Source organism: Pseudonocardia charpentierae, assembly GCF_031845345.1.
Classification (GTDB): Bacteria; Actinomycetota; Actinomycetes; order Mycobacteriales; family Pseudonocardiaceae; genus Pseudonocardia; species Pseudonocardia charpentierae.
Genome location: NZ_JAVREJ010000004.1, coordinates 323,618 through 342,459 on the forward strand (window position 1 = coordinate 323,618; position 18,842 = coordinate 342,459).

General features: G+C 73.0%; 18 protein-coding genes. 9 read left to right on the plus strand and 9 right to left on the minus strand.

Annotated features, from left to right (window positions below):
• The first annotated feature begins 13 nt into the window (after nucleotides 1-13).
• The 3 genes from RM445_RS09170 (at nucleotide 14) to hrpA (ending at nucleotide 5,654) form a co-directional block, all read left to right on the plus strand.
• Complete coding sequence (locus RM445_RS09170; RefSeq protein WP_311555700.1) at nucleotides 14-838, plus strand: serine hydrolase domain-containing protein; 825 nt, start codon at nucleotides 14-16, stop codon at nucleotides 836-838.
• Nucleotides 839-1,197: 359 nt separating this feature from the next.
• Nucleotides 1,198-1,458 carry a hypothetical protein gene (locus tag RM445_RS09175; protein WP_311555701.1) on the plus strand — a complete coding sequence of 87 codons (261 nt, stop codon included), beginning with the start codon at nucleotides 1,198-1,200 and terminating at the stop codon, nucleotides 1,456-1,458.
• A 26-nt stretch (nucleotides 1,459-1,484) separates the two neighbouring features.
• The gene (gene hrpA, locus RM445_RS09180) at nucleotides 1,485-5,654 is read left to right on the plus strand and encodes an ATP-dependent RNA helicase HrpA (RefSeq protein WP_311555702.1); all 4,170 of its coding nucleotides are present in this window, start codon (nucleotides 1,485-1,487) and stop codon (nucleotides 5,652-5,654) included.
• Nucleotides 5,655-5,752: 98 nt separating this feature from the next.
• Here the strand turns inward: hrpA and RM445_RS09185 are convergent, their stop codons facing one another.
• From RM445_RS09185 to RM445_RS09200, 4 genes are all read right to left on the minus strand, one after another.
• A complete protein-coding gene (locus RM445_RS09185) occupies nucleotides 5,753-6,124 on the minus strand; it encodes a rhodanese-like domain-containing protein (RefSeq protein ID WP_311555703.1) in 372 nt (123 codons plus the stop codon).
• Complete coding sequence (locus RM445_RS09190; RefSeq protein ID WP_311555704.1) at nucleotides 6,121-6,630, minus strand: cysteine dioxygenase; 510 nt, start codon at nucleotides 6,628-6,630, stop codon at nucleotides 6,121-6,123. Before RM445_RS09190 ends, RM445_RS09185 begins: the two co-directional genes overlap by 4 nt.
• A 197-nt stretch (nucleotides 6,631-6,827) precedes the next feature.
• On the minus strand, nucleotides 6,828-7,670 hold the full coding sequence (locus RM445_RS09195; protein ID WP_311555705.1) for an alpha/beta hydrolase: 843 nt from the start codon (nucleotides 7,668-7,670) through the stop codon (nucleotides 6,828-6,830).
• 5 nt (nucleotides 7,671-7,675) lie between these two features.
• Nucleotides 7,676-9,304, minus strand: coding sequence for a carboxypeptidase regulatory-like domain-containing protein (locus RM445_RS09200; protein WP_311555706.1), 1,629 nt, complete (start codon nucleotides 9,302-9,304; stop codon nucleotides 7,676-7,678).
• 371 nt (nucleotides 9,305-9,675) lie between these two features.
• Between RM445_RS09200 and RM445_RS09205 the strand changes: the two genes are divergently transcribed.
• Genes RM445_RS09205 through RM445_RS09220 form a run of 4 tightly spaced genes read left to right on the plus strand, consistent with a single transcriptional unit; the run spans nucleotide 9,676 to nucleotide 12,800 of the window.
• Complete coding sequence (locus RM445_RS09205; protein WP_311555707.1) at nucleotides 9,676-9,951, plus strand: isoamylase early set domain-containing protein; 276 nt, start codon at nucleotides 9,676-9,678, stop codon at nucleotides 9,949-9,951.
• A 55-nt stretch (nucleotides 9,952-10,006) separates the two neighbouring features.
• Nucleotides 10,007-11,977: a 4-alpha-glucanotransferase gene (malQ, locus tag RM445_RS09210; RefSeq protein WP_311555708.1), complete on the plus strand. Its 1,971-nt coding sequence runs from the start codon at nucleotides 10,007-10,009 to the stop codon at nucleotides 11,975-11,977.
• 59 nt (nucleotides 11,978-12,036) lie between these two features.
• Complete coding sequence (locus tag RM445_RS09215; RefSeq protein ID WP_311555709.1) at nucleotides 12,037-12,471, plus strand: SRPBCC domain-containing protein; 435 nt, start codon at nucleotides 12,037-12,039, stop codon at nucleotides 12,469-12,471.
• Complete coding sequence (locus RM445_RS09220; protein ID WP_311555710.1) at nucleotides 12,468-12,800, plus strand: ArsR/SmtB family transcription factor; 333 nt, start codon at nucleotides 12,468-12,470, stop codon at nucleotides 12,798-12,800. Before RM445_RS09215 ends, RM445_RS09220 begins: the two co-directional genes overlap by 4 nt.
• Nucleotides 12,801-12,892: 92 nt before the next feature.
• Here the strand turns inward: RM445_RS09220 and RM445_RS09225 are convergent, their stop codons facing one another.
• The 3 genes from RM445_RS09225 to RM445_RS09235 form a co-directional block, all read right to left on the minus strand.
• The gene (locus RM445_RS09225) at nucleotides 12,893-13,768 is read right to left on the minus strand and encodes a diacylglycerol/lipid kinase family protein (protein WP_311555711.1); all 876 of its coding nucleotides are present in this window, start codon (nucleotides 13,766-13,768) and stop codon (nucleotides 12,893-12,895) included.
• A gap of 80 nt (nucleotides 13,769-13,848) precedes the next feature.
• Nucleotides 13,849-14,739 carry a serine/threonine dehydratase gene (locus RM445_RS09230; RefSeq protein ID WP_397469265.1) on the minus strand — a complete coding sequence of 297 codons (891 nt, stop codon included), beginning with the start codon at nucleotides 14,737-14,739 and terminating at the stop codon, nucleotides 13,849-13,851.
• A 17-nt stretch (nucleotides 14,740-14,756) separates the two neighbouring features.
• Nucleotides 14,757-15,413: a VOC family protein gene (locus RM445_RS09235; protein ID WP_311555713.1), complete on the minus strand. Its 657-nt coding sequence runs from the start codon at nucleotides 15,411-15,413 to the stop codon at nucleotides 14,757-14,759.
• A 94-nt stretch (nucleotides 15,414-15,507) separates the two neighbouring features.
• Here RM445_RS09235 and RM445_RS09240 point away from each other — a divergent pair, with 94 nt between their 5' ends.
• Nucleotides 15,508-15,855 carry a YciI family protein gene (locus RM445_RS09240; protein ID WP_311555714.1) on the plus strand — a complete coding sequence of 116 codons (348 nt, stop codon included), beginning with the start codon at nucleotides 15,508-15,510 and terminating at the stop codon, nucleotides 15,853-15,855.
• A 16-nt stretch (nucleotides 15,856-15,871) separates the two neighbouring features.
• The gene (locus RM445_RS09245; protein ID WP_311555764.1) at nucleotides 15,872-17,074 is read left to right on the plus strand and encodes an RNA polymerase sigma factor; all 1,203 of its coding nucleotides are present in this window, start codon (nucleotides 15,872-15,874) and stop codon (nucleotides 17,072-17,074) included.
• Between the two features lie 7 nt (nucleotides 17,075-17,081).
• On the opposite strand, the gene RM445_RS09250 is transcribed toward RM445_RS09245, so the two are convergent.
• Nucleotides 17,082-17,915 (minus strand): SDR family oxidoreductase, encoded by an 834-nt coding sequence (locus RM445_RS09250; RefSeq protein ID WP_311555715.1) that lies wholly within the window; start codon nucleotides 17,913-17,915, stop codon nucleotides 17,082-17,084.
• Nucleotides 17,916-17,955: 40 nt separating this feature from the next.
• Complete coding sequence (locus RM445_RS09255) at nucleotides 17,956-18,786, minus strand: peptidase associated/transthyretin-like domain-containing protein (RefSeq protein WP_311555716.1); 831 nt, start codon at nucleotides 18,784-18,786, stop codon at nucleotides 17,956-17,958.
• Nucleotides 18,787-18,842 lie beyond the last annotated feature (56 nt).

Here is an 18,842-nt window from a genome sequence, read left to right on the forward strand (position 1 = left end):
CACGATGTGTCGGGTGACCGACTCGCTGCGCAGGGCCGTAGGAACCGTGCTCGACTGGCCCGTCCCGCACGTGGCGGCCGCGGTCGTCCGGGCCGACGGCGAGGTCGCGGCGGTGGCCGGCGAGCAGGAGCGGGCGTTCCGGCTCGCCTCCGTCACCAAGCCGATCGTGGCCTACGCCGTGCTGATCGCCGTCGAGGAGGGCGCGCTCGACTGGGACGACCCGGCCGGGCCCGACGGTTCGACGGTGCGGCACCTGGTCGCGCACACCTCGGGCGTCTCCTTCGAGGAGGGCAAGATCCAGGCGAAGCCGGGGGTGCGCCGGATCTACTCGAACCGCGGCTTCGAGCTGCTGGGCGAGGCGGTCGCCGCAGGCGCCGGGATGGCGTTCGCCGAGTACCTCGACGAGGCGGTCCTCACCCCGCTGGGCATGACGGCGACCCGCCTCGACGGTTCGCCCGCCGCGGACATCACCTCGACCTGCGCGGACATGACCCGGTTCGCCGCGGAACTCCAGGCACCGACGCTGGTGTCGGAGACGACGCTGGCGGAGGCGACCACCGTGGTGTTCCCCGGGCTGGACGGCATTCTGCCCGGCTACGGACGGCAGAAGCCCAACGACTGGGGGCTCGGCTTCGAGATCCGCGACGGGAAGTCGCCGCACTGGACGGGGGCGAACAGCTCGCCGAAGACCTTCGGGCACTTCGGCCAGTCCGGCACGTTCCTGTGGGTGGACCCGGATGCCGGGGCGGCGTGCATCGTGCTGACGGACCGCGACTTCGGACCGTGGGCGATCGAGGCGTGGCCGCCGTTCACCGACCGGGTGCTCGCGGCCCTGTAAACGACGGGAACATCTGCCGGGTCCCGCTCGTTGACCAACCTGTCCGAGCCGGGCGACCTGTGTCCCCGGGTCTCAGTATTGAAGCGCCTTCACGGAATACCGTTCGGCTGGAGCCGTGTTGTGCGAATCGCCGCGAGGCGACCAGCGCCCGGCTCGGACACCACCCTCTTCCAGGGAATGTTCCGCGGGGGGCGGTGGTTGAAGAAGATGTCCGGACCGGGCGACCTGTGTCCCCGGGTCTCACCTATGAAGCGCCTTCACGGAACACCGTTCGGCTGGAGCCGTGTCGTGCCACTCGCCGCGAGGCGACCAGCGCCGGGTCCGGACACTTCTTCTTCTTCTAGCAGCGGAGACATGTCATGAAGGGCGACCGCGTCGAGATCGTCATCGACGCCGGCAGCGGGACGACACGTACGTACGACGTGACGGCCACCCGCGCCGGACGTCGCGTCAACGTCACTCACGGCCGCGGCGTCGTCGAGGTCAGTGAGATCACCCGGGGCGGGTCCACGGTCCGCACGGCCCGGTTCCTGGCCAACCGCGTGCTCGCCCTCGTCGAGCACCCGGCCGCCGACGAGCCCGTCGCGGACGAGATCACCCCCAGCCTGCGATCCGTCTGAGACCGACCCTGCACACTGCATCACCGATGAACTCCCCCGCCGCCGGCGCGCGCCCGGACGACGACCGCCACCCCGGGTCCACCACCCCGGTCGACGGTGCCCCGCGTCGTCCTCGTCGGCGCCGCGGCGGCCGGGGGCGCTCCCCCTCCCACAACCCCGCGAACCAGGCCGCGTCCGGCGTTCCCGCCGCCGACGTCGCGGCCTTCCCGGGCGGCGTCGCTCCCGACGACGCCGCCCCCACTACCCCGAGCGCAGCCCCCGACCTCGACACCGCCGCCCTCCGCGAGCGCATCGCCGCCCTGGGCACGCACGAGGCGCACCGCCTGCGCCGCCGCCTCGACGCCGCCCAGCGCACCCGCGCAGAGGCCGACCGTGCACGCGCGCTCGCGACCCTGGTCGGTGCCGTCGACACCGCCGAGGCCCGGCTGGCGGCCCGGCGCGCCGCCGTCCCCCGCATCACCTATCCCGCGGCGCTGCCCGTCAGCGCCCGCCGCGACGACATCGCCGCGGCGATCCGCGACCACCAGGTCGTGATCGTCGCCGGCGAGACCGGGTCGGGTAAGACCACGCAGATCCCCAAGATCTGTCTCGACCTGGGCCGCGGCGTCACCGGCATGATCGGCCACACGCAGCCGCGGCGGTTGGCCGCGCGCACGGTCGCCGACCGGATCGCTGAGGAGCTGGGCACCGAACTGGGCGACAGTGGATCCGGGATTGTGGGCTACAAGGTCCGCTTCACCGACCAGGTCGGCGAGAACACCCTGGTCAAGCTGATGACGGACGGCATCCTGCTCGCCGAGCTGACCGGCGACCGGAACCTCTCGCGCTACGACACCCTGATCGTCGACGAGGCCCACGAGCGCAGCCTCAACATCGACTTCATCCTGGGCTACCTCACGCAGCTGCTCCCCCGGCGCCCGGACCTCAAGGTCGTCATCACCTCCGCGACGATCGACACCGAGCGCTTCGCCCGGCACTTCGCGGACGCCCTCGGCACCACCGTGCCGGTCGTCGAGGTCTCCGGTCGCTCGTATCCCGTCGAGCTGCGCTACCGGCCGGTCGTGGACCCCGACGACCCCGAGGCCGATCCCGACCGCGACGAGATCGAGGCGATCGGTGACGCGGTCGCCGAACTGCAGCGCGAGGGCCCGGGCGACGTCCTGGTGTTCCTCCCCGGCGAGCGCGAGATCCGCGACACCGCGGACGCGCTGGCCAAGCGCGACTTCCGGAACACGGAGATCCTGCCGCTCTACGCGCGCCTGTCGACAGCCGAGCAGCACCGCGTCTTCGCCGCACACCCGGGCAACCGGGTCGTGCTCGCCACGAACGTCGCCGAGACGTCGCTGACGGTCCCGGGCATCCGCTACGTCGTCGACACCGGCCTGGCACGTATCTCGCGGTACTCCCGGCGGCTCAAGGTGCAGCGGCTGCCGATCGAGAAGGTCAGCCAGGCCAGCGCGAACCAGCGGGCCGGGCGCTGCGGCCGCGTCGCCGACGGCATCTGCATCCGGCTCTACGCCGAGGACGACTTCGACGCCCGCCCGGAGTTCACCGATCCAGAGATCCTGCGCACGAACCTGGCGTCGGTGATCCTCCAGATGATCGCGTTGGACCTGGGTGACCTCGCCGCGTTCCCGTTCGTCGAGAAGCCGGACACGCGCGCCGTCGGCGACGGCCTCGCACTGCTGAACGAGCTGGGCGCGCTGGACCCCGGCCGGAAGCTCACCGCCGTCGGCCGCGCGCTGTCGACCCTGCCGGTCGACCCGCGGCTGGGCCGCATGCTCGTCGAGGCCGACCGGACCGGCTGCCTGCGCGAGGTGCTGGTCATCACCGCCGCGCTGTCGGTGCAGGACCCGCGCGAGCGGCCGGCCGAGCAGCGTCAGGCCGCCGACGCGCAGCACGCCCGCTTCTACGCCCCCGGCGGAGCCGGCGAAGGATTCGACGCAGACGGCTCGGACTTCCTCGCGTTCCTGAAGCTTTGGGAGTACGTCCAGGAGCGGCGCGACGCGCTCACCGGCAACCGCTTCCGCAGGCTGCTGCGCGACGAGTTCCTGCACTTCCTGCGCATCCGCGAATGGCAGGACCTGCACGGGCAGCTGCGCAACGCGGCCCGCAACGCCGGCATGACGCTGAACGACGTCCCGGCGGACCCCGACCGGGTCCACCTCGCGGTGCTGCCCGGCCTGCTCAGCCAGGTCGGCCTGCGCGAGGCCGAGACCCGCGAGTTCCTCGGCGCCCGCGGCGCCAAGTTCATGATCTTCCCCGGCTCCCCGCTGGCGAAGAAGCCGCCGCGCTGGGTGATGGCCGCCGAGCTGGTGGAGACCTCCCGGCTGTGGGCGCGCACCGTCGCCCGGATCCAGCCCGAGTGGATCGAGCCGCTGGCCGGGCACCTGGTCAAGCGCACGTACTCCGAGCCGCACTGGTCGCGCAAGCGCGCCGGGGCCGTCGCCGTCGAGCGCGTGACGCTGCACGGCATCCCCATCGTCGTCGGGCGCAACGTCGACCTCGGCCGGATCGACCCCGAGCTGGCCCGCGAGCTGTTCCTGCGGCACGCGCTGGTGGAGGGCGACTGGGACACCCGGCACGCGTTCTTCGCCGCGAACCGGGCCCTGCTCGACGACGTCGAGGAGCTGGAGACCCGCGCGCGGCGGCGCGACCTCGTCGTCGACGAAGACACCCTCTTCGCCTTCTACGACGCGCGGGTGCCTGCGGAGGTCGTTTCCGGGCGGCACTTCGACAGCTGGTGGAAGAAGGCCCGGCGGCGGCAGCCCGACCTGCTCGACCTCACCGCGGAGTTCCTGAAGACGGAGGCCGCCAAGGCGGTCGACGCCGCGGCGTACCCGGACGCGGTCGAGGCGGGCGGCCTCACGCTGCCGCTGTCGTACGCGTTCGAGCCGGGTCGCGAGACCGACGGCATCACGGTTGACGTGCCGGTCGCGGCGCTGCACCAGGTCGACCCCACACCGTTCACCTGGCAGGTCCCCGGCCTGCGTGAGGACCTGGTGACGGCGCTGATCAAGACGCTGCCCAAGCAGCTGCGCCGGCTCTTCGCCCCCGCGCCGGATCACGCCCGCGCCGTGCTCGCGCGCCTCCAGGCGGGGTCGGAGCCGCTGCTGGACGGCCTGGAGCGCGAGCTGGGCCGCATGCGCAGCGTGACGATCCCGCGCGACGCGTGGGAGCTCGACCGGCTGCCCGACCACCTGACCGTGACGTTCCGGGTGGTCGACGAGCGCGGCCGGGAGGTCGCCCGTGGCACGGACCTGGAGAAGCTCCGGCACGACCTGGCACCGAAGGTCCGCGAGGAGCTGGCCACGGCCGGTGCGGACATCGAGGCCACCGGGCTGACCACCTGGTCGATCGGGACGCTTCCGCGGGAGATCGGGCTGCGCCGCGGGCCGCACGTCGTCGCCGGATATCCCGGCCTGGTCGACCGCGGCACCTCGGTGGACGTCCGCGTCTTCCCGACGGCCGCCGAGCGTGACCCCGCGCACCGGCGCGGGGTCCGGCGGCTGCTGCTGCTCGAGACCCCGTCGCCGGCCCGCGCGATCACCCGGAACCTGGACAACGCCGCGCGGCTGGCCATGTCCCGCACCCCGCACGGCGCGCTCGACAAGCTGCTCGACGACTGCATCACGGCGTCCGTCGACGCGCTGATGACCGCCGCCGGTGGTCCGGCGTGGGACGAGGCGTCGTACGCGAAGCTGCGCGCGGTGACCCGGGCGAAGCTGGAGTCGACGACCGTCCGCGTGCTCGACGCCGTCCGTGCCGTGCTGACGGTCTGGCACCGGGTGCAGGCGCGGATAAGCGACCTGACGGCACCGGTCCTCGCCGAGGGCCGCCGCGACATCACGCGGCAGGTGAACGCCATGATCAGGCCCGGGTTCGTCACCGCGGCGGGCACCGCCCGGCTCGGCGATCTCACCCGCTACCTGCAGGCCGTCGAACTGCGGATCGACAAGCTGCGGGCCGACCCGACCCGCGACGCGCAGTGGACGGCCGAGGTACGGGTCGTCGCCGACGAGTACGCGGCCGAGCTGGCGGCTCTGCCCACGGGGGTCGAGCCGTCGCCGGAGCTGCAGGAGATCCGCTGGATGATCGAGGAGCTAAGGGTGGCGCTGTACGCGCACCCGATGCGCACGCGGTACCCGGTGTCGGTGAAGCGGATCCAGAAGGCGATCGACGACCTGCCCCGCTGACCTACACAGGGCCGGGTCGTCGCAGCATGGTGGCTTTGCTGCGGTCGGAGTGCAGCAAAGCCACCATGCTGCATTCCCGGACACCCCTCGACGCGCCGCTACGCGACCGGCAGCCCCGCCGCCTTCCACGCGCGGAACCCGCCGTCCAGGTCCGTCGCATTCCGCAGGCCCAGGTCCTGCAGCGAGGCCGCGGCGAGGCTCGAGCTGTAGCCCTCCGAGCAGACGACGATCCACGTGATGTCGTGGTCGGTCGCCTGCGGGATGCGGGCGTCGCTCGCCGGGTCGAGCCGCCATTCCAGGTGGTTGCGCTCGATCAGCAGTGCGCCCGGCAGCGTGCCCTCGTCGTCGCGCTGCCACTGCGGGCGGGTGTCCACGAGCTGGGCCCCGGCCGCCGCCAGCTCGGCCGCCCGAGCAGGGCCGACCCGGTCCAGCCGCGCACGGGCCGCGGTGAGGAGGTCGTCCACCGTCATGCTTCTCCTCCTGTGGTGAGCACGGTGCGGGTGCGCCGCAGGTCGCCCGTCGGATCGACGGCGTAGTACGACATCGCGGTCAGCGGCGGAGAGTACGCGTGCACGCTCACGGCGTGTGCCGGCTCGGTGTTGACCACGTCGTGCACGTGGCCGAGCGCGAAGGTCGCGCCCTTGCCTGCGCGCAGGCGCCGCGTGCGCAGGCCCTGCTCCGCCACCCAGCGCTGCTCCTGCAGCTCCCCGGAGACGACCGTGAGGGCACCCAGCGAGCCCGCGTGGTCGTGCAGCTCGGTGGCCTGCTCGGTCGCCCAGCTGATCAGCCAGACGTCGACGAACGGATCGGCGTAGAGACGCCGGTACCAGCGGCGATCGGGATCGAGGACGACGTCGTGGGCGCCGGTGCGCACCTGCGCGGCGATGCTCGAGGTGAGCGTCGACAGGTCGGCGAGCCCCAGCGGGGTCGGGGCGGCGGAACGGACACGAGCAGCGCGAGGGGCGTGCAGCAGCACGGGAGGACTCCGAGGTGTCGAGGGCCGAGCGGACGCGTGAGGTCAGCTCGGTCGACAGCACTGGTCGAAGTGGTGGGCACGGCGGGTCCCCCAGATCTCCCCGAGGATCACCGCCAGCACGCGCACATGGGACCACACCGACGGGTCCGCTGCCCAATCTCTCCCAGAGGTCGAACACTGCCCCAGATGTCCGGACATCAGACGCCGTCTCCGACGCGCGCCGAGAGCCACTCCCGCAGGTCGCCGAGCGGCTGCGCCCGCTCGGGCTCCTTGTAGATCTCGTGCCAGAGCCCGTCGTACCAGCGCACGGTCAGGTCGTCCGTGCCCACCGCGGCCTCCAGCGCCCGGCTGCCGTCGGGAGAGCAGATCCGGTCCGCGGTGCCGTGCTGCAGGAGCAGCGGCAGCCGCAGCTCGCGCGCCCGGACCCGGAGCAGCGTCATCTGGTCGAGCAACGCCAGCGAGAGCGCGATCGTCGGGTGCCCCTGGTGGACCAGCGCGTCCGCCCGGTAGTCGGCGACGACCGCCTCGTCGCGGCTGATCGTCGAGAGGTCCACGACGGCCCGGCGCAGGGTCGGAGCCATGCGGGCGGCCAGGACGACCGCCGTCCGCAGCGCGCGGGGAACGGGCGGGGCCTGCAGCGCGGGCGCCGAGAGCACGAGGCCCGCGAGGTCGTCCTGGTGGTCGAGGGCGTAGGCGAGCGCGATCTGGCCGCCCATGCTGTGGCCGAGCAGGAACGGACACAGATCGGGATGGCGCGCGACGACGGTGCGCCGGAACGTGTCGAAGTCGGCGAGGAAGTCGGCATAGCGACGCACGTGCACCCGGACGCCGCCGGAGCGCCCGTGGCCCCGGTGGTCGAGCCCGTAGACGGCCCAGCCGTCGGGCCGCAGCGTGTCGACGACGGTCGCGTAGCGCCCGGAGTGCTCGCCCATCCCGGGGCAGATCAGCAGCACTCCGCGCGGGGCGGCGTCGGGCAACCAGCCCTGCCAGTACAGCTCGACGCCCTCGACGCCGGCGAACCGCCCGTCGACGTGCTCCACGTGGGTCAGCGCACGAAGAGCGGCGGGGCCAGGTCGAGGTCGACCTCCGCGTCGACCCCCTCGCCGATGTTGATCCGGGCCACCGCGGAACCGGGCCCGCCCGTCGCGGCCACGGTGTAGAAGCCCTCGGCGAGGTCGTCGAACCGGTACCGGCCGTCGCCCGCGGTGAGGGCCTCGTCGACGACGTCGTGGTCCTGCCGCACGACGACCAGAGCGGCACGGACCGCGACGCCGCCCGCATGCACCGACCCGGCGACCGCCGCCGAGCGGGGCAGCAGCAACGCGAGCTCGACGGGCTGCTCGTCGACCGTGAGGGTGGCCGCGCGGGGTTGGTAGCCGTCCGCGCTGACGATCATCAGGAACCGGCCCCCGTGCGGGGTGTGCAGCTCGCCGCCACCGTCCGGCGCCGTCTTGGTGGTGTCGACCTCGCGGCCGCGGTCGTCGAGAAGGGCGACGACGGCTTTGGCGACAGGCTCGCCGTCGCGGCGCACCACCCGGAACCAGACGGGCTGCGGGCTCCCCGAGGCGACCGGGGCCGCCACGACAGGGAACGATCGCGTGGGGGTGGGCTGCATCAGAACGACCTCGTCGTCGTCCTGCAGGAAGGTGTCGGCGATCCGCGGTGAGGGCCCGGGCACCGGGTCCGCCGCGGTGTCGTCGTGCGGCACATCGGCGACGGCGACCGCGGCGGGTTCCGGTACATCGCGCAGAGCCGCCACCACCCCCGGCGCATCGGCGGCGACCGGTCGGATGACGGGGATCCCCATGAGGGGGGTCAGGTCGGGGTCGCTCAGCGGACGGGAGACCGCCGCGGGCTCGGCGGGGGTCGGGGAGTCGTCGGCGACGGCGACCTCAGGGTCGGAGGGCGCATGGCCGGTCGCGTCGTCGTCGTCCGGTGCGGCGTCGGCCCGGGCGTCCGGCAGGCTCTCCGCCTCCGGGGCCGGCGTTGGGTCGACCTCGACCTCGACCTCGGCCTCGATCTCGGCCTCGACCTCGGCGGGCACGGAGGGCACGGAGGGCGCGGTCAACGGTGACGCCTGCACGACGGGAGCCGGTGCGACCGGAGCCGGCTCGGGCTCGGTCCACGGCGACGCGGGAGCCGGGACCGGGGCGACCGGCGTCGAGGCCCAGGAGACGACCACGACCGACGGGGACGCCGCGACGCCTTTCGACCGGCCCCCATTGCGCGTGGAACCGTTGGCGGACGCTTCCGGGGTGCCGCCGCCCGTCGCCGCGTCTTCGGTGACCGGGAACGGCGCGGTCTCCCACGCCCCGCCCGGCTCGGCACCCGACATGCGCGCCGCGCGCCGCCACGGGGCGTCGCCGACCTCGAGACCGCCCGCGGGCGTCGCGGGCTGCGCCGTCTGTGCGACGGCAGCGGCCGCCGCGACCGGTGCGGGCGGGACGGCGACGCCGTCCTGGCGCGGGACCACCGGAGCGAACAGGTCCGGGCCGGACAGGTCGTCCGGCTCGGACCGCCGCTTGACCAGGTCCGCCACGGTCCGCGGTCGTTCTTCGTCGACCTCCGGTGCGACCGGCGGCTCCGAGCGCGTGCGGCGGAGGAGCAGGACACCGACGTACGCCGCTGCGGCGAGCAGGACGACGATCAGTCCGACCAGGATCACGGTGGTCATGCCGTTATCTCCTTGCCCACCCGGACGACTCGAACACACACATCCCCGCGTGTCACCCGGCCGACGGCGGCCAACGGAATGCCCGGGGGAGCGCATCGGGCCGCCGTGGCCCGCCGTCGGTGACCGTAGCACCCGGTCGGGCGTAACCCACCGGGGCAAGGCGGTGTGTTCGCCCTGGTCACGAGTGGATGTCAAGCCCGGTCACCGATCCGTGGGTGTGACTTCGGCCCGGGTGCCGATCCGGCGTGCCGACTTCCGATCAAGCCGCGCGTCCCTTCATCCTGGCGCCGCCCGATGCATGTCCTGTGGGCGCGCAGCGCGGCGCGGACCCACAGGTGACTGACAGCCTCCGAGCCTCAGGGAGACCGCCCGTGATCCGCACGTCCCGTTCCTCCGACCGCGTCAAGGTGACGTTCGCGCTGCCACTGCACATCGCCTCAGGGCGCTGCAGTGTCGTCGGCGACTTCAACGAGTGGATCCCGGGAAGCCACGAGCTGCGCAAGCGCGCCAACGGCACCCGCTCGACGTCGGTGACCGTGCCGCGCGGCACTCGTCTGCGGTTCCGCTACCTCGCCGAGGACGGCAACTGGTTCAACGACCCGGACGTCGAGCACCGCGACGGCTCCGACGACGTGGTGGTCGTCTAAGAGGGATTGCGCACCCGGTCGCATTCCCGGGAGCTCGACGGGGAACCATCGGCCCGTGGACTCCGACCTGATCGAGCTGGCGGCCGCGCACGGCGTCGCCACCTCCTACCGCGACGGCGAACGGAAGATCGTCGAGGTCGACGAGGACGTCGTCGTCCGGATCCTCGGCCTCCTCGACGTCGACGCCGCCGAGCCGGAGTCGCGGACGGCGGCGCTGGCTCTGGCCCGGGAGAAGGCGGCGACCGGCGCACTGCCCGGCACGATCGCGCACCGCGTCGGTGCGACGCGGGTGCTGCCCGGCCCCGGCGTGCTGATCGACGCCGAGGGCACGCGGACCGACGTCACCGAGCTGCCCGACGACCTGACGCCCGGCTATCACCGGCTGGATCTGGTCGACGAGCAGCTCGGCCGCGACGTCACCGTGGTCGTCGCGCCGGCCGCCCTGCCCGAGACGCCGCGGTCGTGGGGCTGGATGCTGCAGCTCTACGCGCTGCACTCGAGCGGGTCGTGGGGCATCGGCGACCTCGGTGACCTGCGTGACTTCATCTCCTGGACCGGCCGCGAACACGATGCCGACGCGGTGCTGCTCAACCCGTTGCACGCGATCACGCCGGTATCGCCGGTGCAGGCGTCGCCCTACACCCCGTCGAGCAGGCGGTTCGCGACGCCGCTGGCGCTGCGCGTGACCGACCTCGACGCCTACCGCACCGCCGACGAGGCCACCCGGGCGCAGGTGGACGCGCTGCGCCCGGACACCGTCGGCGACCGGATCGAGCACGACCGGATCTGGGCCGCCAAGCGGTCGGCGTGCGAGCTGCTGTGGCACTCGGCGGGGCGTCCGGAGCCCATCGGCGCCCCGGACGACCTGTGGCAGTTCGCGATCTTCTGTTCGCTCGCGGAGCGGTACGGGGGCCGGTGGAGCCTCTGGCCCGAGGGACTCCGGCATCCGGGAGCCCCCGACGTCGACAAGCTGCGCCTGGAGCTCGCTCCACGCGTGGCGTTCCACGCGTGGCTGCAGGACCAGGTCCAGCGGCAGCTGGCGGAGGCGCACGGCGTCGCACAGGAGTTCGGGGTGCGGGTGGTGCACGACCTCGCTGTCGGGACGGACCCCCAGGGCGCGGACGGATGGGCGCTGCAGGACGTCCTCGCCATGGGTGTGCACGTCGGAGCGCCGCCGGACGCGTTCAGCCAGCAGGGCCAGGACTGGGGCCTGCCGCCGTGGCGGCCGGACCGGCTCGACGCCACCGGCTACGCCGCCTACCGCGACCTGCTGCAGGCGCAGCTCCGGCACGCGGACGGGCTGCGGATCGACCACGTCGCCGGGCTGTGGCGCCTGTGGTGGGTGCCGCCGGGCGAGTCCCCGGACCGCGGCACCTACGTGCACTACGACTCCGACGTCATGCTCGCGGTGCTCACGCTCGAGGCGTGGCGGGCGGACGCGCTGGTGATCGGCGAGGACCTCGGGACGGTGGAGCGTGAGGTCACCGAGGGTCTGGTGGAGCGCAACATCCTCGGCTCGTCGGTCCTGTGGTTCACCCGCGACATCGACACCCCCGGCGACCCGCTGCTGCCGCCGGACCGGTGGAACCCGGAGTCCGTCGCGACCATCTCGACGCACGACCTGCCCACGGCCGCCGGGTTCCTGCGTGGCGAGCACGTGCGGGCACGGGCCGACCTGGGCCTGCTCGCCGACCCGGACGCGGAGAAGGCGCGAGCCGAGCTCGACCGTCTGGAGCTGGTCGAGCTGCTCCGCGAGCTGGGCCTCGTGGTGGGCGACGACCCCGGCGAGGACCAGCTCGTGGTCGCGATGCACGCGTTGCTCGCCCGCAGCCGGTCGCGACTGGTGCTGATCTCGCCGTACGACGTGATCGGCGAGACGCGTCAGCCGAACCTCCCCGGCACCGTCGACCAGTACCCGAACTGGCGGCTGCCGCTGCCGGAGAGCCTCGAGGAGCTGCGCGACGACCCGCGGGTGCGGGTGGTCGTCGACGAGCTGCGCCTGGCCCGCCCAAGGAGCAAGGATTGACTTGCACCTCATCTGGTGAAAGCCTCAGCTTGCACATGATGTCGAGCTGAGGAGTCGTCGTGGTGGAAGACAGCATCGTCCGCGAGACCGTCGTCGCCGCCCCCGTCCAGCGGGTGTGGGAGGTGCTCACGCAGGCCGACTACGTCGGGCGCTGGTTCGGCGCGGACAAGGCCGAGATCGACCTGCGTCCCGGAGGGTCGTTCGTGATGACGTGGGCCGAGCACGGGGTCGGGCTGGCCCGGGTCGAGCGCGTCGAGGAGCCGAACCTGTTCAGCTTCCGCTGGGCGCTCGAACCCGGTGTCGAGCCGAAGCCCGGCGAGGAGACCCTGGTGGAGTTCACCCTCGCCGAGAAGGGCGACGGCACGCTGTTGAAGGTGGTCGAGAGCGGCTTCTCGACGCTGGACCGGGCGGCCGACAAGCAGGAGTGGCACCGCGAGCGCAATGTGGACGGCTGGCGTCAGGTGCTGGAAGCAGTGGCGACGAACTTCTCGTGACCACTCTCGCCGACCCGGGACCGGTCTTCGCGGCGCTCGCCGACCCGACGCGGCGGTCGGTGCTCACGCGGTTGGCCGCCGAGGGCGCCGCCAGCGCGACGACGCTCGCCCGGGAGCTGCCGGTCACCCGGCAGGCGGTCGTCCAGCACCTCGCCGTGCTGGACGCCGCCGGCCTGACTCGGGCGCACCGGCACGGGCGGGAGGTGCGGCACGAGGTGCGTCCCGAGGCGTTGACCGGGGCTGCGCGGTGGATGACGACGATCGCCCGGCACTGGGACGACCGCCTGGCCGCGATCGCCGCCCTCGCCGAGGAGCCGGAGCCGTCGTAGGCGGCGGCCCGAACGTAGCGAAAGCGGCTTTGGGTGCACTCAACGCACCGAAAGCCGCTTTCGCTGCATCGGGCGCCGGCGCTACCGGGGTGTCAGAGGACGGTGTGCAGCGCGCCGGGCACGATCTCCACCGTCACCGCGACCCCGCGCTCGAACTCCGACACCTCGCCGTCGATCTGTACCGGCATCGGGTTCACCGTCCGGAACCGGTACTCGCGCGCGGTCGGCTGCGGGCCCAGCCCGCGGATCGCCGCGCGGACCGCGGTCGCCAGCACCCGCCACTTCGCCGTGTGCCGCAGCACAACCACCTCGAAGCGGCCGTCGTCCGGCCGGCCCTCCTCGCTCAGCACCGCGAACTTCGCCATCTCGCGGATGTTGGCGAAGATGACGCTGTCGAAGGTCTCGGTGCCGGCGTCGGTTTCGATCTGGAACGGGCGGAAGCGGGAGAACGTCCGGATCGTGGAGATGATCTCCTTGATCGACCCCTTGCCGCCCTTCTCCAGCTCCAGCGCGACGGTCGGGGTGATGCCGAGCCCGATGTAGGAGTGCGCGTAGCGGGGCTCGCGGCCGTCGTCGACGGTCATCCGCAGCAGGTCCAGCTTCGACACGTCGCCGTCGAGGATTGCGTCGGCAAGCGGACGCTCGCGGGTGACGCGCCGATGGTCGTTGGCGTTGCCTGCAGCCAGCACCGCCGCGTACGCCGAGTCCGCACCGGCGTCCATCAAGCCGTTCACGACGTCGTTGTAGCCGCCGTCGCCGCTCACCGACACCACCAACGGGCGACCGGCCCGGGCAGCGTCGCGGGCGATCTCGCGGCCGTGGCCGGCGCGCTCGGTCGGCCGGAGCTGCACCGGCAGCTCGGGGGCGCGCTCGGCCAGCTGCTCCGCCAACTCCTCCGCCCGCTCCTGGGCGTCACCGGTGCTGTTCGGATTGAAAACGATCTCGACTGCGTCGAACGGCCTGCTCACAAGTGCAACACTAGTCATTCCACCTGAGGATCAACGCCTGGCTCCGCTGCGGCTTCGATCCCAGGACACGCGTGGGCGCCTCACGTATTGGCGCCGCAGAGCACCAGGCACGCGCGCTCACCCGGCACCCGCCCGGCGAGCCAGGCCGCGAGCGGCACGGCCGCGGCCGGCTCGACCGCCAGGCGGAACTCCTCCCAGAGCCGGTCCTGCGCGGCGAGCAGCTCGGCGTCCGTGACGAGCACGGACACCACGTCCGCCGACGACAGCAAAGCGAACGGCACCTCCCCCACCCGTGTGGCGCCCAGCGCCGAGGCCGCGACCGAGTCGACCGGCGCGTCGACGGGCCGTCCCGCCTCGAGGGCCCGGTGCACGCAGCAGCAGCCTTCCGGTTCGACCACGACCACGGTCCGGCCTCCGGACGCGAGCGCGGCCCCGGCCGACAGACCGCCCCCACCGGCCGCGACGACCACCGCGTCGATCTCCGGTGCGTCGGCGACCGCCTCCGCCGTCACCGTGCCCTGACCGGCGACGACCGCCGGATCGTCGTACGCCGACACGTACCGGGCGCCCGGCGCCTGCGCCTCGGCCAGCGCGGCCACGGCGGCCTCGCCGTAGGTCGCCCCGTGTCGCACCAGCCGGGCCCCGGCCGCCTCGATCCGGCGGGTCTTGGCCTCGGGAGCCGTGACGGGCACGTACACGGTGGCGGGCAGGCGCAGCGATGCCGCGGCGGTGGCGACCGCGATGCCGTGGTTGCCACCCGACGCGGTGACCACGTGCGTCGGCCGGGGCCCCGCCGTCAGCGCGTTCACCGCGCCCCGCAGCTTGAACGACCCGCCGCGCTGGAGGTGCTCGAGCTTCAGCACGAGCGGTCGCCCGTCGATCTCGGCGCGCAGCACCGGTGTCCGGCGGACGTGCGGAGCGACGGCGGCGGCCGCCTCGGCGACGGACGCGGCGGTCGGCAGCGTGGTGATCACACCTCCGGTCTACCTCACGACGGCGGGAAGACGCAGAACTCGTTGCCCTCGACGTCGGCGAGGACGTTCCAGCGCGGGAACTCGCCCAGCAGTGTCGCCCCGCGGGCGACGATCTCCGCGGTGTCGCCGACCACGTCGAGGTGCACCCGGTTCTTCGCGGTCTTCGGCTCCGGCACCGTGCCGACGTCCAGGTACTCGAACGGCGCACCGGGGACGTCGGCGATCGACACGAAGTCCTTCCCCTCGTCGATGCACCGCCCGCCGAGCAGGTCCGCCCACCACCGCCCCACCGCTCGGTGGTCGGCGGCGTCGAGGACGACCTCGTACAGCCGGTACGCCGGCGGCTCCTCGCGGACGAAGGCGCAGAACTCCCCGCCCTCGGGGTCCGCCATCACGGTCCACCGCGGCTGCTCGTCGACGATCGTGGCCCCGAGGTCGAGCAGCTCCTGCACCGAAGCGGCGTGGACATCGAGGTGCATGCGGTTCTTCACGGTCTTCGGCTCGGGCACCCTGTTGATCCAGACGGAGTGCTGCGGCGTGTGTCCCCGCAGGACCGCGTCCCCGTCACCGGTGTCGGCGAGCTCCAACCCGAGCACGGCCGACCAGAACGTGGCGAGCCGGAGCGGGTCGACAGCGTCGAGACAGAGATCCTTGTACGCGGCCGGTGCCATCGCCGAAGAGTAGAAAATCTTCGACGGGTGTGTCGATCCACGATGGTGCCGCTCGTGTAGGAGGCGAAGGAACACCACGACCCAGGAGGATCCGATGTCGCACTACCTGCTCAGCGTCGTCACCCCCACCGAGGGCACGCCGCCCACCCCCGAAGAGCTCGACGCGATCATGAAGAACGTCGACACGCTCCACCGGGAGATGCGCGACGCCGGCGCCTGGGTGTTCTCCGGCGGCCTGGACGCCCCCGACACCGCCACCGTCGTGCGCCCGCGGGGCGACGAGCTGCTGCTGACCGACGGGCCGTTCATCGAGGCCAGGGAGTACGTCGGCGGGATCAGCATCATCGACGTGCCCGACCTCGACGCCGCGCTGGAGTGGGGCCGCAGGTCGGCGCGGGCGATCGGGCTGCCGATCGAGGTCCGGCCGTTCCACTGGGCCTGATCCTGTGGGCGAGACGATGGTGGACCAGGCCGACGTCGCGCGGGTGTTCCGCGAGGAGTACGGCCGCGCCGTCGCCGTCCTGGTCCGTCTCCTCGGCGACATCGACCTCGCCGAGGAGGCGGTCCAGGAGGCCTTCGAAGCGGCGGTCCGGCGGTGGCCCGAGAGCGGGCTGCCGCCCTCCCCCGCCGGCTGGATCGTCACCACCGCCCGCAACCGCGCGATCGACCGGCACCGCAGGGAGTCCACCCGGGACGAGCGGCAGGCCGAGGCGTCCCGCCTGCACGTTTCTGACGAACCGCTGGAGGAGGGCGCCGTGCGCGACGACCGGCTCCGCCTGATCTTCACCTGCTGCCACCCGTCGCTCGGCACGTCCGCCCAGGTCGCGCTCACGCTGCGGCTGCTCGGCGGGCTGACCACCGCGGAGATCGCCCGCCTGTTCCTCGTGCCCGAGCCGACGGTGGCGCAACGGCTGGTGCGCGCCAAGAACAAGATCCGGAAGGCGCGGATCCCCTATCGCGTGCCGCAGGACGCCGACCTGCCCGACCGGCTGCACGCCGTGCTGGCCGTCCTCTACCTGATCTTCACCGAAGGGCACACGGCGACGTCGGGCGGCGCGTTGGTCCGCGGCGACCTGTGCGCCGAGGCGATCCGGCTGGCCCGCCAGCTGGCCGAGCTGATGCCCGACGAACCGGAGGCGCTCGGCCTGCTCGCGCTGATGCTGCTCGTCGAGTCCCGCCGCGCGGCGCGGACGGCGCCCGACGGTTCGCTGGTCCCGCTCATCGAGCAGGACCGCAGCCGCTGGGACGACGACCTGGCCGAGCAGGGCCGCGACCTCGTCCGGCGCTGCCTGCGCCGCGACCGGCCCGGCCCGTACCAGGTGCAGGCGGCGATCCAGGCCGTGCACAGCGAGACACCGACCGACTGGCGCCAGGTCGTCGCGCTCTACGACCACCTGCTCGCGCTCGCCCCGACGCCGATGGTGGCGTTGAACCGGGCGATCGCCGTCGGCGAGGTGGACGGGCCCGGCGCGGCACTCGTGCTGGTCGACGGCCTGCGCACGGCGCTCGGCGACCACCACCTGTTCCACGCCACCCGCGCGGAGCTGCTGCGCCGGCTCGGCCGCGCCGACGAGGCGGCCACCGCCTACGTCGACGCGGCCGACCGGACACGCAACGCGGTCGAGCGCGACTTCCTCGACCGTCGTCGCGGCGAGCTCTGATCCTGCGTCAGTCCTTCTTGCCGTGCGCCTCGATCGACACCGGCTCCCACTCGCGCCACTCGGCGAGCCGCGACTCGTAGTCCGCGGTCGCTGTCCGCAGCGGACCGTCGCCGAAGAAGATCCGCAGCGGCGGGTGCTCGGCGTCGACGACCTTCAACACCGCCTCGCGGGTGGCCACCGGGTCGCCCGGCGAGCCGATCCGCGCCTTGCGGGCCTCGGCCGCCTGCTCGCGGAACTCGTCGTAGGCGGCCAGGGGTGCGGCGTGCTTGGCCGACGACCCGCCCCAGTCCGTGGAGTAGCCGCCGGGCTCGATCAGCGTGACCTTGACGCCGAACCCCGCCACCTCCTGGGCCAGCGACTGGCTGAACGCCTCCAGCGCCCACTTCGACGCGTTGTAGATCCCGATGTTGGGGAACGCGCTGATCCCGCCGATCGACGACACCTGCAGGATGTGCCCCGATCCCTGCTCCCGCAGGATCGGCAGCGCGGCCTGGGTGACCCACAGCGCCCCGAAGACGTTCGTCTCGAACTGCGCCCGCGCCTCGGCCTCGCTGATCTCCTCGATCAGCCCGAACTGGCCGTAGCCCGCGTTGTTGACCACGACGTCGAGCCGGCCGAACCGCCGGTGCGCCGTCTCGACGGCGTCGAACACCGCGGCGCGGTCGGTGACGTCCAGCTTCAGCGGCAGGATCCGGTCACCGAAGCGCTCCACGAGATCGTCGAGGCTGCCGGTGTCACGAGCGGTGGCGGCGACGCTGTCGCCGCGCTCCAGCGCGGCGATCGCCCACTCGCGACCGAAACCACGCGACGACCCGGTGATGAACCACGTGCGTGCACTCATGTTCCGGGCAGCGGCGGAGATCCCCGGGATATTCCGAGCGCTACAAGTCGACACCCAGGTTGACCGCCGCCAGACAGCCGTCCGCCGACCGCTGCGTGGTCACCAGGCCGACGTCGTCGTAGAGCGGGTCGGTGTCGTTGCGGGTGTCGCGGGTGATGTGCTCGACGTAGGGCGACAGGAGGTAGACCTCGTCGGTGAGGTTGTCGTCGAAGTACAGCTGCGTGGTGAGCACCGTCTTCCGGTCGAGGTGCACCTTGCAGTGGATGTGCGTCGTCCTCCCGACGTACCAGCCCGGGTAGATCGTCGTGAACCGGACGATCCCGTCCGGGTCGACGGCCTGCGCGCCGCGCAGGTACTCGGCGCCGTCCGTCGGTCTCGCCTCCGGGTCGCCGCGGCTGTACGCGCCGTCCGAGGTCTCCCGCGACGGACCGGACGTGCCGGACCGCTCGTCGGCACGGGCCGCGGCGAAGCCGGAGTAGACGCCACCGGCGTCGCAGTGCCAGATCTCCACCACCGCGTCCCGCACCGGCGTGAGCGGGCCGCCGACCGAGCACGACGACACGTCGTGCACCCGCAGCGCGAGCGCGAGCGTGAAGCCCGGGCGGCCGTCGCGGATGTCGGACCGGATGCTGTCGACGTCGAACCAGTAGGGGCCCTGCGGCCCCTCCTTCGCGAGGATGCAGGTGTTCGCGACGTCGAGGAGCGCCGCGGGGTCGGTGACGACCGCCGCCGAGGTCGCCACGCCGCCCGACGGCGGGTCGCCCGCCCCCGCGCAGGCGGTCAGCACGCCGGAGAGGCCGACGACGCCGCCGATCGCGAGGGCGCGGCGCCGGGACACCCGCGACCGGCTGGGCCGGACTTCCTCGTTCATCGGCGTCCTCTCCGCGGAGGTTGGTGCGCACAGCATCGCCCTTGTCCTGTGTGGAG

Excerpts from the sequence above, each read along its gene's own strand:
- RM445_RS09175 (WP_311555701.1), top strand. The coding sequence starts at position 1,198 with ATGAAGGGCGACCGCGTCGAGATCGTCATCGACGCCGGCAGCGGGACG.
- RM445_RS09245 (WP_311555764.1), top strand. The coding sequence starts at position 15,872 with ATGGTGGACCAGGCCGACGTCGCGCGGGTGTTCCGCGAGGAGTACGGC.
- RM445_RS09250 (WP_311555715.1), bottom strand. The coding sequence starts at position 17,915 with ATGAGTGCACGCACGTGGTTCATCACCGGGTCGTCGCGTGGTTTCGGT.
- hrpA (WP_311555702.1), top strand. The coding sequence starts at position 1,485 with ATGAACTCCCCCGCCGCCGGCGCGCGCCCGGACGACGACCGCCACCCC.
- RM445_RS09235 (WP_311555713.1), bottom strand. The coding sequence starts at position 15,413 with ATGGCACCGGCCGCGTACAAGGATCTCTGTCTCGACGCTGTCGACCCG.
- RM445_RS09200 (WP_311555706.1), bottom strand. The coding sequence starts at position 9,304 with ATGACCACCGTGATCCTGGTCGGACTGATCGTCGTCCTGCTCGCCGCA.
- RM445_RS09185 (WP_311555703.1), bottom strand. The coding sequence starts at position 6,124 with ATGACGGTGGACGACCTCCTCACCGCGGCCCGTGCGCGGCTGGACCGG.
- RM445_RS09240 (WP_311555714.1), top strand. The coding sequence starts at position 15,508 with ATGTCGCACTACCTGCTCAGCGTCGTCACCCCCACCGAGGGCACGCCG.
- RM445_RS09255 (WP_311555716.1), bottom strand. The coding sequence starts at position 18,786 with ATGAACGAGGAAGTCCGGCCCAGCCGGTCGCGGGTGTCCCGGCGCCGC.